The organism is Arthrobacter sp. B6 (assembly GCF_001663775.1).
Taxonomy (GTDB): Bacteria; Actinomycetota; Actinomycetes; order Actinomycetales; family Micrococcaceae; genus Arthrobacter.
On record NZ_KV467168.1, the window covers coordinates 2,970,484 to 2,986,967 of the forward strand.

Sequence of the window (16,484 nt, forward strand, 5' to 3'; positions counted from 1 at the left end):
ATGTGGCCCCGACCACATCTACCACATACAATGTGTCGTGTAGTTCGGCACCTAACGCGACGGAGTGTCATGCCAATACGTCTTGAGGATGCCTTGAAGCATTCTTCGTTCATTCCTGGCGACCCCGTGATCCGCGCGGCAGCTTCAGTTGCGGCCACCACCCAATTGCGCTGGATCCATTCCAGTGAGGTCCTGGACATCGCCCCGCTGCTCGGCGGCGGTGAGCTATTGCTGACCGGCGGCCAGGCCCTTGCCCTGGCAACAGACAAACGCCGGGCAGAATACATCTGGGAGCTTGCGGAACGGGGAGTGGCGGCGCTGGCCATCGAAACGGGCACCGAGCTTGCCTCCATGCCGTCATCGATGATCTCGGCGGCGGAAGCGGCGGGCCTGCCTCTGATTGAGCTGCGCAAAGTGGTGCCTTTTGTAGGCGTGATGGAAGCCATCAACTCGCTGCTGGTGAGCGAATCCGCTGCCCAGTTACAGCAGGCTGACCAGGCCAGCCACGCGATGGCGGTAGAGCTGGCCCACGGTGGCAGCCTCGACCGGATTCTGGCTGTCCTTGCGGACGCTACCGGCGCGGAAGTCGTCCTCACGTCCAACGCGGGAGCTCCGCTGGCCAGTGCCCTGCCGGCTGGCCACGTGCCGGAACCCGCGGCCAGCACCGAGGTTGCGCAGGACCGGGCAAGCACCATCCACCTCGATGTCTCGGTGCGTGGCATCCCGTCAGCCCGGCTTACCCTGCACGCGCTTGCGGGCGCCGACCTGAACCTGGCAAGGATTGCGGGGCACCGCTCGGTGGATATTCTGGCACTGGCCCTGCTGCAGCGCATGCCGCCGGGCCTGAAGGAGATGGCAGGCGCGGCCTTGATCCGCGCCGTCGATTCCGGCACGCAGAACTGGCGGCTGCAGCAGCTTGCCCCTGCCGCGGGGATCCCCATTTCGGCGCAGCTGGTGGCCATTGTGGTCCGTTCCCCGGGTTCCCGGCAGCTGCGCACGGCCGTGGAACACCTGCTGGACCGGGTGGGCCGGCACAGCGCAAGCTACGCCGACAATGCCGAGCTTCTGGCGCTCGCAGTCCTGCGCCCCGGCACCACGCAGGAAGACCGGAAGGATATTGTGGCCGGACTGGAGTCACTCGACCTGCCGGAGGGAAGCGTCAGCGCCGTGGGTCCGGTGGCATCCGGGATTGCCGCCGCTCCCTGGTCACTGGCGGAAGCCAGGCTGACGCTGGAACTTGCCGCCGCCGTCGGGCCCGGAAAACCCGGGACGGGCCAGTCCGCCGCCGTCCTGGACGCCCAAGCGTACGCGGTGGAAAGGCTTGCCTTCCACTCCCTGGATGAGGCGCGGCGCACGGACTTCGTCCGCCAGCAGCTCGGTGCCATCCTCGAGCACGACGAACAGCGCCGTTCTTCGCTGCTTGAGACGCTGCGGGTCTGGCTGGATTCCGGCTGCAACACGGCGCAGGCCGCCCGCGAGCTGCACCTGGAACGCCAGTCGATGCATCAGCGGCTGCAGCGGATCTTTTCACTCTGCGGCGGCGATCCCCGCGGAACCGGCCGGCTGGCGGCGCTGCACCTGGCCACCCGGCTCGCCGCCATGTAGCCTCCCGCCCCTGCGACGCTCTCTCACTTCCTGCAGGAAATCCCGGAACGCTCTATCACTTTCCCAAGGGGAGTGGGAGAGCGTTCCTGTTTAAGCCGCAGGAAGTGAGAGAGCGTCCGGGAGTGCGTTGAATGTGCCCGGCATGGCGGTTCCTCCCGCACCTGAGGAGCATGTTTCTGCAACTGGGTTGTGTTTAACGCAACGCTCCATGCGGTTGTCCGCTGCATCCCTTTAGTTGCCTGTAGACGTGGAAGGACAAGAATGGAGTCATTTGGGGTCTTGACCGTGTCGCACATCACGCCTACTCTGGTGCAACAGCGTTGCATTGATTGCAACCCAGAATCTATTGGTGGACACATGAGTAACGAAATATCCTCGCTGCCCCCGCGTGACCAAGCACAGCCCGTCGATGGCGACGGAGTCAGCACAGAAACCCGCCGCAGGGTCGTCGCGGCCAGCTTCATCGGCAACTTCGTCGAGTGGTTTGACTACGCGGTCTACGGCTACCTTGCCGTCACTATCGCAACGGTCTTTTTCCCCGAGTCGGATCCCCAAACCGGACTTCTGCTGACCTTCGCACTTTTCGCGATTTCATTCCTTGTACGCCCGCTGGGCGGGTTCGTCTGGGGCCACATCGGTGACAGAGTGGGCCGGCGGACGGCCCTCTCGCTTTCCATCCTGATCATGTCCGGAGCAACTTTCTGCATAGCCCTCATTCCTGGCTACGACACGATCGGCATCTGGGCTCCCATCCTGCTCCTGGTCATCCGGGTGGCGCAGGGCTTCTCCGCCTCGGGGGAATATGCCGGAGCCTCGGCCTTCCTGGTTGAGTACGCCCCCGCAAACAAACGCGGACTGTACGCCGCGGTGGTTCCTGCCAGCACCGCCGCAGGCCTGTTGCTCGGTTCCCTGATCGCAGGCCTGCTGACGAGCCTGCTCAGTACCGAGGCGATGCAGAGCTGGGGCTGGCGCCTGCCGTTCCTGCTGGCCGCCCCGATGGGTCTGATCGGACGTTACATCCGGACCAAGCTCGAGGACACCCCGGTGTTCCGGGAACTGGAGGCCGAGGACCACGCCGCCAAAGCCCCGGTCTCCAGCCTGTTCCGGAAACACTGGCGGCAGCTGCTGCTGGCGGTGGGAGCCGTGCTGCTCAACGCCGTCGGGTTCTACGTCATCCTCAGCTACATGCCCACCTATCTGTCCTCAGAGCTGGGCCTCGGCGAAACCGAATCGTTCCTGGCCACAACCATCGCTCTGGTCACCTATATCGGTTTCATCTTCCTGACCGGGATGCTCTCAGACCGGTACGGCCGTAAGAAAGTCCTGATCAGCGCATCCATCGCCTTTATTGTGCTGACTGTGCCGGCCTTCGCCCTGCTGGGGACGGGGAACTTCCTGGTCATCGTCCTGATCCAGATCCTGCTGGGCGCAATGCTCACCCTCAACGACGGCACCCTCCCCAGCTTCCTGGCCGAAATGTTCCCCACCCGGGTCCGCTACAGCGGCTTCGCCGTCAGTTTCAACCTCTCCAACGCACTCTTCGGCGGTACGGCGCCCTTCATGGCAACGCTGCTGATCGCGGCCACTGCCAATGACCTGGCTCCGGCCTGGTACCTCGTGGGCGCCGCCGTCATATCCCTGATTGCAGTCTCCCTTTCCCGCGAGACCTGCAAAGAACCGCTGCGCCACGAATAGCCGGGCCAGCGCCGCAATTTTTCCACCTAAGTAACCGCACCAAAGAAAGGCACCACCACCATGACCATCACCACAGAGAACGCAACCACCGTCGCCGAACTGGAGCGCCTGAAGGTCCTCAACAACGGCAAGAAGGTGTCCCTGACCTTCTCCGATGCCGAGTTCGAACGCCGGCTCGCGGGCCTCCGCCGCATCATGGCCGAGAAGGAACTGGACGCCGTCGTCCTCACCAGCTACCATTCCATCAAGTACTACTCGGACTTCCTCTTCACCTACTTCGGCCGGTCCTACGCCATGGTGGTCACCAAGGAAAACACGGTCACCGTCACCGCCAACATCGACGCCGGGATGCCTTGGCGCCGCAGCTACGGCGACAACCTGGTCTACACGGACTGGCGCCGCGACAACTACATCCACGCCATCCAGGAGGTTCTGCGCACCCGCGGCATCAACCCGCGCCGCATCGGCGTCGAAGACGACTCACTGCCGCTGGATAACCGCAACAAGATTCAGGCCGCCTTCTCCGGCGCAACGCTGGTGGACGTGGCCCAGGCGGCCATGCGGCAGCGCATGATCAAGTCAGCGGAGGAAATTGAGGTCATCAAGCACGGTGCCCGGATCGGCGACCTTGGCGGCGAAGCCATCCGCAACGCCATCACGGCCGGCATCACCGAGTATGAGGTCGCTCTGATCGGCACCGAGGCCATGGTCCACGAGATCGCCCGCACCTTCCCGGATTCCGAAATCCGCGACACCTGGGTGTGGTTCCAGTCCGGCATCAACACCGACGGCGCCCACAACTGGGCCACCACCCGCAAGATCCAGGAACACGACATCCTGTCGCTGAACTGCTTCCCCATGACGTCCGGCTACTACACGGCCCTGGAGCGCACACTGTTCTACGGCGAACCCGATGCGCGCTCCCTGGAACTGTGGAACATCAACGTGGAGGTCCACAGGCGCGGCCTGGAACTCATCAAGCCCGGTGCCGTCTGCAAGGACATCGCCGCCGAACTTAACGAGATCTACGTCAGCCATGGACTGCTCGCCAACCGGACCTTCGGGTACGGTCACTCGTTCGGTGTCCTCAGCCACTACTACGGCCGCGAAGCCGGCCTCGAGCTGCGCGAGGACATCGACACCGTGCTGGAACCGGGCATGGTGGTCTCCATGGAACCGATGATCACCGTGCTCGATGGCCAGCCCGGTGCCGGCGGCTACCGTGAGCACGACATCCTGGTGGTGGGTGAAAGCGGAGCCGAGAACATCACCAAGTTCCCGTTCGGCCCCGAATACAACATCGTCGGAGCCTGACCATCCCCTCAGCCAAAAGAGGCGGCGCCACGTAGCACGTGGCGCCGCCTTTCCGGTCCTCGTACGGAATGATGGTAACCACCATGAGCCTCGAAGAATCCCCTGACACCACCGGAAACGGCGACACCAAGGGCGCGTCCGTCATCGTCAACGCCATCGCCGTGCTGCGTACCTTCACCGCCGATGAACCGCTGCTCGGAGTCACCGAAATCGCCAACCGCGTGGGCCTGCACAAAAGCACCGTTTCCAGGATCCTGTCCACTTTTGAACAGGAACACCTCGTGGAGCGCGATCCGGAGACCCGCCGGTTCCGTCTTGGCCTGGGCCTTATTGCCGTGGCCGGCCCGCTGCTGGCCGAACTCGAAGAGCGCCGCGTGGCCTACCCTGTCCTGCGCGAACTCACCGAACAGACCGGCGAAACGAGCGCCCTCATGGTCTGGAACGGGTCCGAGTCGATGTGCGTCGAACAAATCGCCAGCCACCACCAGATCAAGCACACCACCCCGCTGGGAGCCCGGTACCAGGACGCCATGAGCGCCTCCGTGCAGGTCTTCCTTTCCACCGAACCTGCCGAACGTGTCAGCGCCTTGCTGCGCAGCGGGGCCATCACGTATCCGGGACTGGATGATGCCGGCCTTGACGGCTACCAGATCAAACTCGACGACGTAGGCCGCCGCGGATGGGCCATCAACTACGGCGAATCATCCATCGACGAAGTGGGCGTGGCTGCACCCGTGTATGACCACCGCGGGGCCGTTGTGGCAGCGGTCCTGATCCCGGCTCCCCGGTTCCGCGTCTCACGGGAAAGACTGCAAGGTCTGGGAGAAGCGTGCGCGGCAGCTGCACACCGGGTCACCAGCCGACTCGGAGGACGCGCACCCGCGGCTTCAGGTCAGGCCGGCCCGCAGTAGCCCTCCGGGGCGTGCCGCCAGCCGCGGGGCTGGCTAGGCCGGGGCCAGTACTCGTACGGAGTCCCGTTCGACGGTGGGACAGTTGATTTTGGCGGGGCCACTGGCCTGTGGTTCTTCCAGGCCCAGCAGCGTCCTCACTCCGGCCGCGCCCAGTTCGTAGTGGGGGAGGGAGACGGTGGAAAGCGGCGGCCGGAGGTGGGCTGCGATGACTTCCTGGTTGTCGAATCCCACCACGGCCATGTCGTCCGGGATGGAGAGGCCGTGTTCGCGCAGCCCGTCGTAGAGTCCCATCGCCATTCGGTCGTTGTAGCAGTACACGGCCGTGACATTGCGTTTGAGGAGTTCCTCGGTAGCCCCGTAGCCGCCCTCCTGGTCCGGATAGGCTTCAAGGACCAGGCTCTCGTCGAAGGGAATGCCTTCTGCTTCCAGGGCTTCCCGGTAGCCCCGCAGCCGTCCGTCCTTCGCCGGGGCGGGGATAGTGGCGTTGATGAAGGCGATCCTGCGGTGGCCGTGCTTGAGCAGCACCTCGGTGGCTGAACGGCCGCCTTGCGTTTCATCCGGCACGACAGCCCGGGCGCCGGGTTCCGTCGAAAAACAGTTGACGAGGACGAAGTCCGACTCCCGGAGGGAGTTGGGTATTTCCGTGGCCCGGTGGAACCAGGTTGAGTAGAGGATCCCGCGGACCTTGTACTCGAGCATCATGGCGATCGCATCCGTCTCAAGCTCGCGGTTGCCTTCGGTGTTGGCGATGAGAAGGGCGTACCCGTGCTTCCAGGCCTCGTCCTGGGCGCCGTGGATGATCTGGCCGGCGAACGGGGTGGTGGCGATGGCGTCGGCGACGAGGCCGATGAACCGGGAACTCCCGCTGACGAGGGTTTGGGCCATGGCGTTGGGCCGGTAGCCCAGGTCCCGGATCGCGTCCCGTACCCGTTTGCGGGTCTCGTCGGAAATCCGGGCGGCCTTTTTCTTGTTCACCACCAGGGAGACGGTGGCTGTGGAGACGCCGGCAGCCTCGGCTACCTGACGCAGGGTGACGGGCTGGGCGCGCTGGGTCTGTCTCAACGGGACGGCAGCGTCCGCTGGCGTGTCCGAATTGTTCTCCTGCGAATCCATGTGCCCTCCTTCAGGAGTATATCGGCCTGCTGGCGCTGTCATCCCTTGCTCGCCCCGCTCTCCAGGCCCTGGATCATTGCCTTGTTGAGCACGAGGAAGACCAGCAGCAGGGGAGTTATGGTGACACAGACGGCGGCGAACGTGGCCGTCCAGTCGGTCTTGCCCATGGCCCCGATGTAGTTCTGCAGGCCCAACGGGATGGTCTTCAGCCCCTCGGAGAGGACGAAGGTGTTGGCGAAGATGAAGTCGTTCCAGATGAAGATGCTGTTGACCAGCACAACTGTGACGACGGTGTTCACTGAGAGGGGGAGGGTGATAAGCCCGAAGATTCGGTAGGGCCCTGCTCCGTCAAGGGAAGCCGCCTCATACGTTTCCCGCGGGATGTACTCAAAGAAGGAACAAAAGAGGTAGATCGACATCGGAAGGGCGAAGCCGGCCAGGGGGATGATCATCGACGGGTAGGTGTCGAGCAAGTTGATCGAGGCGTAGTCGATGAAGAGCGGAACGAGAGCGATCTGGACGGGCACGATGATGCCGATCAGGAACAGGCTGCGGACGAACCTGCTGAAGCGGAAGCCCAGAACCTGAAGCGCGTAGGCGGCCATCATTCCCAAGACCACAATCAGAAGGTTGGCGCCCATCGTGACGATGAAGCTGTTGAGGATGTTCATCCCGAGGTTGCCGGTCTCGAAGGCCCGGGCGTAGTTGTCGAACGTGATCGCTTTGGGGAGTGCGAACGGGTCGCCCGTCGCGAAGTCGTGTTCGGTGCGCAGGCTGGTGATGAACAGCCAGGCCAACGGGTAAACCTGCATGATGACGATGAGGGCAATGAGCACTCTCGACAGTGTGCGGTGGAGGCTGGGCTTGCGCCGCCTGCGCACTGGCGGCGGGCTGTCTGATGGGGCGGCAAGGGGCCTGGTAACCGGAGCTGCTGGCGCGGTCATGCGTCCGCCTTTCGTTTGAGCATGAAGAGGATGAGCCCGACGGCGACCAGGCACTCGACGACGATGAACACGGCGATGGTACTGGCGTATCCGAAGTCGGTACTGGTGAAAGCCGTCTTGTACATGTACGTGGTCAGTAGCTCGGAGGACTGTCCGGGGCCGCCGTTCGTCATGAGGTACGGGATGTCGAATCCGCGCAGGCCGTAGGTTGTAGCCATGATCGTGGTGGTGATCCAGACGGGCATGATGTGGGGGAAGCGGATCTTGGTGAACAGCTGCCAGCGGGAGGCGCCGTCAAGGCGGGCAGCTTCCTCAAGTTCCTTCGGGACGGACAGCAGTGCCGCATAGATGATGAGCATGTAAAGACCGGTGAACCGCCATCCCTCCGGGGCCGATACGGCTGCGAGCACCGTGTTGATGTCCGAGAGCCAGGGGCGTTCCAGGGCGCCGAGGCCGATCCAGTGGAGAAGCTGATTGAGGAGGCCCACCGGTTCGATCGAGTAGATCCGCACGAAGAGGAACGCGATGGCCACCGTGGAAATGACGGCCGGCAGGAGGTAAAGGGTCTTGATGAGCTCGCGGCCTCGTCGCATTGAGGTGAGGAGGCTGGCGACGAGCAGGGCGCCGCCGAGCTGCAGGACCAGGCAGATCGCGAGGTAGCCGAGGGCATTGAAGAACGAGCGCCAGAAGATGTCGTCCGCGGTGAGCATCCGGACATAGTTGGCGAGCCCCACGAACTCCATGTCGCTGATGCCGTTCCAGGAAAAGAAGCTCAGGAACAGCGACTGCATGATGGGGAACAGCACTGCGACGCCGTAAAGCAGCAGGGGTGGGAGCAGGAAGACCAGGACGGAGAGTCGTGACCTGTTGGGAAGCATGGCCGGCCTTTCGGGTGGGGGCCGTAGCCCCCACCGCTGTGGTTACTTGAAGAACTTCGGGGCGTTCTGCGCGATGGTGCTGTCCATCGTGCTGGTGAACTGTTCGGGCGTGATGTTGCCCTGGACGAGGAGCACCAGCTCCTGCTGAAGCCGGCCGTTGGTGGTGGGGTCGAGCTGGGTGTCCCACGGCATGGCCTGCTTGTCCCCGAGGTCGTTGGCCATTTCCAGGGCCTTCTTGTACAACGGCGTGGCATTAGCCGGAACGACCGTTTCCACGTTGGTGGTCGGAGAAAGCGCACCGGTGGCGGCGTATTCGGACGGGTACTTCTCCAGGGCGAACTTCAGGAAGTCGCTCACCAGCGGGTCATACGTTTTGGAGTTGACGGCCATCCCGATGCCGGATGGGGAAACGAACTCATTGGCCGCGGTGACGGACCCTTCAGTTGTCGGCAGGGTGAAGAAGTCGATGTCATCGCGCACGTCAGGATTGAGCTTGTCAGTTGCCAGGCTTGGCAGCTCCCAGGTGCCGATGTTGTACATCGCCGCCTGGCCTGAGGTGAACTGGTTCTGAGCGTCGGAGTAGCCCTGTGAGGAGAAGCCGTCCTGGAAGCACTTGGCCTTGCCAAGCGAAGCCAGCCATTCGACGGCCTTCTGGCCTGCCGGGTCAGTGAACTTCGCTTCGCCCTTCTTCAGTTTCTGGATGTACTCCGGTCCGGCTTCACGGAACGGCTGGTAGGCGACATACCGTTCCAGGGGCCATTGGTCCTGGCCGTCGATGGCGATCGGCGTGATGCCGGCGCCGCGCAGGGCGGTGCACATGGCGGGGATGTCATCGAGGGACTTCGGGACGGAGACGCCGGCCTTCTGCAGCAGTTCCTTGTTGTACCAGATGAACTCCAGCTCGAACTGGAAGGGGATCATGTGCAGGGATCCGTCGTCGAAGCGCTGGTAATCCAGTGCGCTGGGCCGGTAGTCGTCGTAGACATCCAGGGACTTCAGCAGCTTCTCGGCGTCGACCATCTTTCCTTGCTTGGCCAGCTGCTGGGCAAAGGGTGTGGCGTCCGTATCGAACAGCTCCGGAAGTTTGTTGGCAGCGGCCAGGGTCTCGAGTTTCTGGATGTACGACGGCCTGTCCGGGGTGGTGATCAGGTTGAGCGAGAATCCCGGGTGGTCCTTGGCGTAGTCGTCCGCGAGTTTCTTCATGATGTTGATGACGGCGCCGTCGGCCGGGCGGGACAGAAGCCACGAAATTTCCCGGGGCTTGATTTCTCCGGTTGGGCTGACGTTCGAGGGGTCGGAGGCCCCTCCGCCTCCGCCGCAGGCTGTGAGGGCCAGGGCGGTGATGGCTGCCACGGCGGCAGCTCGTAACGATCTATTCATAACGGCAATCTCCTTTGATTGGAGCGGAGGATGGGCTGGAGGCTATTCAGTTGTCTGTGCGCTTGCGTATTTCAAGTTCGGTGACGCTGACGGATCCTTCTCCGGCGAAGACACCGATCCGGCCGTCGGGATGGTCGTAGATCCTGGTGCTGAGGGAAACCTGCCGGTCCAGCACGGCGACTAACAGGTCCCCGTCCACAACAACTTCGAGGGTGTGTTCTCCGGGCCCCAGATCGCAGGGCCGCTCCAGCTCGAGGTCGAAGGGAACGTCGCCTGAAACATGCCATTGGGCGTTGCCGGTGACTTCCCGCGGCCAACGGTCGAATACCATACGGCCGCGCTTGGGCTCGAGGCGGAGAACGTAGGAACGGTCTCCGTCGGCGCTGGAGCGCAGCAGGAGGCCGCATTCCGTTGTTCCGGGTGCGATGTGCAAAACTGCCCTGGCATAAAACTGCGGTGGCAGACTTTCGCGGGACACGAGGGCTGTGTACCCGTCGGGTATATCCAGCGCGGCCGGCAACTCCTGGCCGAAGGTCACCGGAATCTCGTCCCAGAAGCTCGCCACAAGTTCGTCCGCCAAGCCGAATCCCAAGGTTCCGTCGGGGTTCTGGCGGGCTTCCAGGACTGACATCGTCCCGGCCCACTGCCAGGGCCCTTCATCGGTGTTGTCTTCCTTGCTGGCGATCCAGCCGAAGAAGAAACGGCGCCCGTCCCGCCCAGCGGTCTTGGATGCGTAAAACGCGCGGCCGTCGATACTGTCAAGGTTCGGCACGGCCCACGGACCGTTGGGGCTCTTGGCCATGCGGTAGCGGGTCGTGAAAGATTCGGAGAACTCGGAGTAGACCATGTACCACCAGTCGCCCCAGGCGAAGACGTCCGGGCATTCATGGGTGATGTAGCGGCGTGGGTCCCAGAACGGTTCGGTGTGCTGCCACGCCATGAGGTCGCTGGAGACGCACTGGGCGATGACACCGCGGCGGCGTTCAGGTCCCGTGGAGTGACGTGCCGCCAGCAGCATCCGCCACTGGCCGGCGGTCTCGTCCCGGAAGACGAAGGGGTCCCGCCAGTCGCCGGACTCGTAGCCGTCCGGCGCGCCGAAGGTGAGTTCCGGGTGCTTCACCCAGGTCTGCATGTCGTCGGTGCTCGTGGCATGCATTACCAGCTGAAGGGGCGCACCGTCCGGTCCGAGGTTCCGCGGGTTTTGGCCCGTGTAGAACAAATGGTGGACGCCGGTTTCATCGACGACGATGCTGCCCGTATAGGCGTTGAAGTCAAGGTCATCCTCGCCACCGTGCTGGAGGGAAACGCCCTGGTCCTCAAACTGTGTGAGGTCTTTGGTGGTGACCAGGCTCCAGGAAGTTCCCGGCTTGGGGTCTGCCCTGTCCTCGTGCAGGTAGAAGAGCCAGAACACCCCGTCCTTCTCATAGGGGATGAGGTCTCCCACCCAGCCGTCGGCGGGTTTGAAGAAAACTGAGCGATTCATCGGCTCTGATGTCCAATCTGCTTAAGCGTTTTACCAAGGTTCACGATACTGCCGCCCCTGATTCCGATCAAGCGTTTTAGCAAACTTTTTCAGGTGGACGATCATAGACTCGCCGAATGACTGATAACCGGACCGCGGTCGACTGGGATTCTGCACGGGCGAGCAACCGTGACAACCGGGAAGACAGGGTTCCCCTGCACGAAGAGGCGTACGGGACCAGCGCCTTGGACGATCCCAACCATCTGACCGGCGTCATCTGGACGGACCTGGCCGCACTGGAGCCCTTTCTCCCGGGCGGCACGGTCTCCGGCCTGGATGTGTGTCATCTCCAGTGCCACATAGGCACCGACACGCTTTCCCTGGCCAGGGCGGGAGCCCGAATCACCGGAGTGGACTTCTCGCTGGGCAGCCCAGGTTGCAGGGCTCTTGCGGGCTGGAGGAACGTTCTACATCCGCGACGGGCACCCCGCGCTCTACGCCATTGATGAGCATGCCGACGGGCTGCAGCTCCGGTATCCGTACTTTGGCAACGGTGACGCGCAGCTATGGGACGACGAGTCCACCTACGCCGGAGATGGCAAGGTTGCCCACTCCAGGACGTATCAATGGGCGCATCCTTTATCCGAAATCATCAACTCCCTGATCGGGGTGGGGCTGCAGATTCTTCGCGTCAGCGAGGACAACACACTCCCGTGGAAGTTCGCGCCACGCATGGTGGAGGTGCCAGGCGGGTTCGCGTGGCCGGAATCCGAGCGTGACCTTCTGCCTTGTACCCACACGATCATCGCCCGGAAGGCGGGCACGTAGGCGAAGCGTGCCCGCCGTGGTGATTGGCGGGCTCGCCCTGCAGTTTGGCGACGGCGGCTGGGGCCGTCCTGGCCGGAATCTTCCTCATCCTTGCCGCCCTCGCAGCGATGCTGGCGCACCTGCGTCACCTGGCCGGCGTCGCGCGTCACACGAAGTAGGCGGCGGGCAGACACGCCACGGGCCGGCCGCATCAGCAGCCGGCCCGGACGTATCGGTCAGCGCAGGTCGAACCGGTCCAGCTCCATGACCTTCACCCAGGCCGCCACGAAGTCGTTGACGAACTTCTCCCCGGCGTCGTCGCTGGCGTAAACCTCGGCCAGCGCCCGGAGCTGTGAGTTGGATCCGAAGACCAGGTCCACCGGTGTGGCGGTCCATTTCAACTCACCGGTGCTGTAGTCGCTGATCTCGTAGACGTTCTCCTCCGCTTCCGAGGCCTTCCACCGGGTGCCGGGCGAGAGCAGGTTGACGAAGAAGTCGTTCGTCAACACCTGGGGCCTGTCGGTGAGGACACCATGGGTGGACCCGCCGATGTTGGTGCCGAGGGCACGCATGCCACCGACGAGCACTGTCATCTCCGGCGCGGAAAGGTCCAGCATGTACGCCTTGTCCAGCAGGAGGGTCTCCGGTTGGAGCTTCACGCCGGGGCGCACATAGTTCCGGAAACCGTCCGCCCGCGGCTGCAGGTACTGGAAGGAGTCGACGTCGGTCTGGTCCTGGGCAGCGTCGGTGCGGCCCGGCCGGAACGGGACCGTGACGGCGAAGCCGGCGTCCTTCGCGGCTTTCTCCACCGCCGCGCAGCCGCCGAGGACGATCAGGTCTGCGAGCGAGACCTTCTTGCCCCCGATCTGGTCGGAGTTGAACTGCTGCTGCACCCCTTCGATTGCCTGCAGCACAGATTCCAGCTGCCCGGGCTCGCTGGCCTCCCAGCCGCGCTGCGGCTCCAACCTGATCCGCGCCCCGTTGGCGCCGCCGCGCCTGTCGGTCTTGCGGAAGGTGGACGCCGCGGCCCATGCCGTGCCGGCGAGCTGCGAGACGGACAGGCCCGAGTCCAGGAGCCGGGCTTTGAGTTCGGCGATGTCCTGCTCGTTGACCAGCTCGTGGTCCACTTCCGGGACGGGGTCCTGCCAGAGCTGCGGTGCGGGGACCCACGGTCCGAGCATATGCGGGCCGACGGGGCCCATGTCGCGGTGCAGCAGTTTGTACCAGGCCTTGGCGAACGCGAGCGCGAACTCGTCCGGGTTCTCCAAGAACCGCCGCGAGATCTTCTCATAGGCGGGGTCGACGCGCAGTGATAGATCCGTGGTGAGCATCGTTGGCCGGTGCTTTTTCTCCGGGTCGTGGGCGTCCGGAATGATATTCGGGCCGTCCTTGGCCACCCACTGATGCGCGCCGGCGGGGCTCTTGACGAGCTCCCACTCGTGCTCGAACAAGATCTCGAAGAAGCGGTTGCTCCACTGGGTGGGCCGGTCTGTCCAGGTGACCTCCAGGCCGGAGGTGATCGTGTCCGGCCCCTTCCCGGACCCGTAAGTGCTGAGCCAGCCGAGGCCCTGCGCCTCGAGATCGGCACCCTCCGGTTCGGGGCCAACGTGGGCGTCGGCGTCACCGGCACCGTGGGTCTTGCCGAAGGTGTGCCCGCCGGCGATCAGCGCGAGGGTCTCCTCGTCGTTCATGGCCATGCGCTTGAAGGTCTCGCGGATGAACGCCGCGGCCTTGAGCGGGTCCGGATTGCCCATGGGCCCCTCGGGGTTGACGTAGATCAGGCCCATCTCTGTGGCGCCGACGTCCTCCGCCATCTGGCCTTCGCCGATGTAGCGTTCGTCGCCAAGCCACGCGTCCTCGGGCCCCCAGAAGATTTCCTCGGGCTCCCACACGTCCTCGCGGCCGAACGCGAAGCCAAAGGTCTTGAATCCCATCGACTCAAGGGCGACGTTGCCGGCGAGGACCAGCAGGTCCGCCCAGGAGAGCTTCTGGCCATACTTCTGCTTCACCGGCCACAGCAGCCGCCGGGCCTTGTCCAGGTTGGCGTTGTCCGGCCAGCTGTTGAGCGGAGCGAAGCGCTGGCTGCCGTCCCCTGCACCGCCGCGGCCGTCATGGACGCGGTAGGTGCCTGCAGCGTGCCAGCTCAGCCGGATCATCAGGCCGCCGTAATGGCCGAAGTCCGCGGGCCACCAGTCCTGGGAGGTGGTCAGGACCTGGACGATGTCCTGCTTAAGCGCCTCAACGTCGAGTTTCTGAAATTCCTCGCGGTAGCTGAACGAGGGGCCCAGCGGGTTACCCGCCGGCTGGTGCGCGTGGAGCACGCTGAGGTCCAGCTGGTTCGGCCACCAGTCCGCGACCGTCCGCGGCCGGTGCGCCTTGGGCTGCGGCGAGTCGATCGCCGGGTTCTCACTCTCGCTGCCGTGCGAGGTCACGCTGTCGGGGTCGACCGGGCTCCCGCCGTCGGCCTTGCGGTCCTGGCCCTGGGCGCTTCCCGGGGCAGGGACCTGGGGCTGGTCCTGGTGATCGGTCATGTGCTTCCTTCCCTATGGCCGAGGCCGCGGTCGGACTCGGGCAGCCGGTCTAACCTTCCTATTTGACCACGCGCGGATGCCGCAGGGGAGGGCCAATTTAACATAGGCACGCAGAGGAGCGGCCGGGCGGCGTCAGTGGTAAATACGCCGCGGGAAACGGCCAGCTAAGGCAGAGGACTCCGCCGATGACCATGCCTACCCCGATCAGCATGACAGGGGTCAGCGCTTCGCCAAAGATGAGGGCGGCCAGCAGCACGGTGAGTGTCACGCCCAGCGCGGCCCAGATGCCATAAGCAACCCCGAGGCCCAGGCCCTTACGGAGGACTGCAGCAAGGGCACCCGGGTCGGGTAACACCCAGAAGAGTACGGCGATGTGTCGGCACTGTTAAGTTCGCTTGTGACCGCCGTCAACCGAAGTAGATATATTAGTCGCTGCATTACCGATATTTCAGCGTGCAATGTCGCACCCGAACGCTCCAGGAGACGCTTTATGTCCCACCAACAGCCCCTTTCGACCGCCGCGCCGGCCAAGGCACGCGCGCAGGTCCCGCTCGATGATGCTCCCTTCAAGCCAATCCACGCACTGGCCACGGCCTGCGTGTTGGGAGGCGCGGCAGTCGACGGTTATGTCCTCGGCATCATCGGTTCCGGCATCGCCTTGGCGAAGAACGAACTTGCCCTCACCGCCTTGAGCCAGGGGCTGATCGCCTCCAGTGCCTTGATCGGTGTCTTCATCGGCGGGCTGATCTTTGGCTCGCTGGCCGACCGGTACGGGCGCCGCCCGGTGTTCACGTGGAACCTGATCGCCTTCGTGGTGCTGTCCCTGCTCCAGCTGTTCACGGTCGGAGTCTGGGATCTGGTCGCCCTGCGCCTAGCGCTCGGCCTCGCCATCGGCGTGGAGTATGCCGTCGGCACCGCGGTGCTGGCTGAGTTTTCCCGTAAAAAGGGCCGCGGCGTGCTGCTGGGCAACTTTGCCGTCTTTTGGATGGTCGGTTTCGTGGCCGCCTTCATGGTCGGGCTGCTCTGGTCGGGGGACAACTGGCGCCTACTGCTGGCGACCAGCGCAGTACCCGCCTTCATCGTGTTCGTGCTGCGCTCCCGCTTGCCCGAGTCCCCGATGTGGCTGAAGGCCCGCGGCCGTGACAACGAGGCGGAAGCTGTCGTGCTTAAGCATTACGGCGAGGGATACGTCGTTTCCCAGGTCAAGCTGGAGCAGAAGAATGCGAAGGTCTCGGACCTGTTCACCCGGCAGACCTGGCGCCCCCACCTGTACTCCGGACTGTTCTGGTTCTGCCAGGTCGGCCCCTTCTTTGCGATCTTCACCTTCCTCACCCCGGTGTTCAACGGCCTGGGCGTCACCGACGCCGTAACCGTCGAAATCTGGCTCAACGTGGTCCAACTCGCCGGTGCCGTCTTCGGTTTGTACCTGCTGCACAAGCTCACCCGGCGCGGCTTCGTGAACTGGACCTTCGCCCTGATGTTCCTGACCCTGCTGTCCCTCGGGCTGTTCGGCAACGCTCCACTTTGGCTGACCGTCAGCCTCTTCGCGTTCTACCTGTTCATGGCCCCGGCAGCGAACAACATCCAGTACGTCTACCCCAGCGAAATTTTCGACACCCGTGTCCGGGGAACTGGCGTTGGCTTCTCCGCAGCGTTCTCCCGCATCTCCGCGGCCGGGGCCACCTACCTGTTCCCGCTCCTCCTGGCAGAACTGGGCACCTCGGCCACGCTGCTCCTGGTATCGGCCTTCCCCCTGCTCGGACTTATCCTCTCCATCCTCTGGGCACCAGAGACCAAGGAAAAGACCTTGCGCTGACGCGGAGAGCCAGAGCAAGGGAAGGGAA

The 16,484-nt window shown here is 64.0% G+C and carries 13 protein-coding genes; 6 read left to right on the plus strand and 7 right to left on the minus strand.

Features of this window, described 5'->3' with window-relative positions; all coding sequences use genetic code 11:
* Positions 1-69 precede the first annotated feature (69 nt).
* The 4 genes from AU175_RS13205 (at position 70) to AU175_RS13220 (ending at position 5,525) form a co-directional block, all read left to right on the plus strand.
* Complete coding sequence (locus AU175_RS13205) at positions 70-1,605, plus strand: helix-turn-helix domain-containing protein (protein WP_066289606.1); 1,536 nt, start codon at positions 70-72, stop codon at positions 1,603-1,605.
* A 357-nt stretch (positions 1,606-1,962) separates the two neighbouring features.
* Positions 1,963-3,300 carry an MFS transporter gene (locus tag AU175_RS13210; protein ID WP_066289612.1) on the plus strand — a complete coding sequence of 446 codons (1,338 nt, stop codon included), beginning with the start codon at positions 1,963-1,965 and terminating at the stop codon, positions 3,298-3,300.
* A gap of 60 nt (positions 3,301-3,360) precedes the next feature.
* A complete protein-coding gene (locus tag AU175_RS13215) occupies positions 3,361-4,614 on the plus strand; it encodes an aminopeptidase P family protein (protein WP_066289614.1) in 1,254 nt (417 codons plus the stop codon).
* Positions 4,615-4,697: 83 nt separating this feature from the next.
* Positions 4,698-5,525: an IclR family transcriptional regulator gene (locus AU175_RS13220; protein WP_231938553.1), complete on the plus strand. Its 828-nt coding sequence runs from the start codon at positions 4,698-4,700 to the stop codon at positions 5,523-5,525.
* Between the two features lie 33 nt (positions 5,526-5,558).
* Here AU175_RS13220 and AU175_RS13225 read toward each other — a convergent pair whose 3' ends face one another.
* From AU175_RS13225 to AU175_RS13245, 5 genes are read right to left on the minus strand one after another with little or no spacing between them, the layout of a single operon-like run.
* Positions 5,559-6,638, minus strand: a complete 1,080-nt coding sequence (locus AU175_RS13225; protein WP_066289621.1) for a LacI family DNA-binding transcriptional regulator — start codon at positions 6,636-6,638, stop codon at positions 5,559-5,561.
* 38 nt (positions 6,639-6,676) lie between these two features.
* The gene (locus AU175_RS13230; protein ID WP_066289622.1) at positions 6,677-7,582 is read right to left on the minus strand and encodes a carbohydrate ABC transporter permease; all 906 of its coding nucleotides are present in this window, start codon (positions 7,580-7,582) and stop codon (positions 6,677-6,679) included.
* On the minus strand, positions 7,579-8,460 hold the full coding sequence (locus AU175_RS13235; RefSeq protein ID WP_066289625.1) for a carbohydrate ABC transporter permease: 882 nt from the start codon (positions 8,458-8,460) through the stop codon (positions 7,579-7,581). Before AU175_RS13235 ends, AU175_RS13230 begins: the two co-directional genes overlap by 4 nt.
* A gap of 42 nt (positions 8,461-8,502) precedes the next feature.
* Complete coding sequence (locus AU175_RS13240) at positions 8,503-9,840, minus strand: ABC transporter substrate-binding protein (protein ID WP_066289627.1); 1,338 nt, start codon at positions 9,838-9,840, stop codon at positions 8,503-8,505.
* A gap of 46 nt (positions 9,841-9,886) precedes the next feature.
* Positions 9,887-11,323, minus strand: a complete 1,437-nt coding sequence (locus AU175_RS13245) for a GH32 C-terminal domain-containing protein (RefSeq protein ID WP_066289629.1) — start codon at positions 11,321-11,323, stop codon at positions 9,887-9,889.
* A 426-nt stretch (positions 11,324-11,749) separates the two neighbouring features.
* On the opposite strand from AU175_RS13245, the gene AU175_RS22410 reads away from it, so the two are divergent.
* Positions 11,750-12,130 (plus strand): hypothetical protein, encoded by a 381-nt coding sequence (locus AU175_RS22410; RefSeq protein WP_231938554.1) that lies wholly within the window; start codon positions 11,750-11,752, stop codon positions 12,128-12,130.
* A 215-nt stretch (positions 12,131-12,345) separates the two neighbouring features.
* Here AU175_RS22410 and katG read toward each other — a convergent pair whose 3' ends face one another.
* Both katG and AU175_RS21395 read right to left on the minus strand, forming a co-directional pair.
* Positions 12,346-14,640, minus strand: coding sequence for a catalase/peroxidase HPI (gene katG, locus AU175_RS13255; RefSeq protein ID WP_066289631.1), 2,295 nt, complete (start codon positions 14,638-14,640; stop codon positions 12,346-12,348).
* 97 nt (positions 14,641-14,737) lie between these two features.
* Complete coding sequence (locus tag AU175_RS21395) at positions 14,738-14,995, minus strand: DMT family transporter (RefSeq protein WP_231938555.1); 258 nt, start codon at positions 14,993-14,995, stop codon at positions 14,738-14,740.
* Between the two features lie 135 nt (positions 14,996-15,130).
* On the opposite strand from AU175_RS21395, the gene AU175_RS13260 reads away from it, so the two are divergent.
* A complete protein-coding gene (locus AU175_RS13260; protein WP_066289633.1) occupies positions 15,131-16,456 on the plus strand; it encodes an MFS transporter in 1,326 nt (441 codons plus the stop codon).
* Positions 16,457-16,484 lie beyond the last annotated feature (28 nt).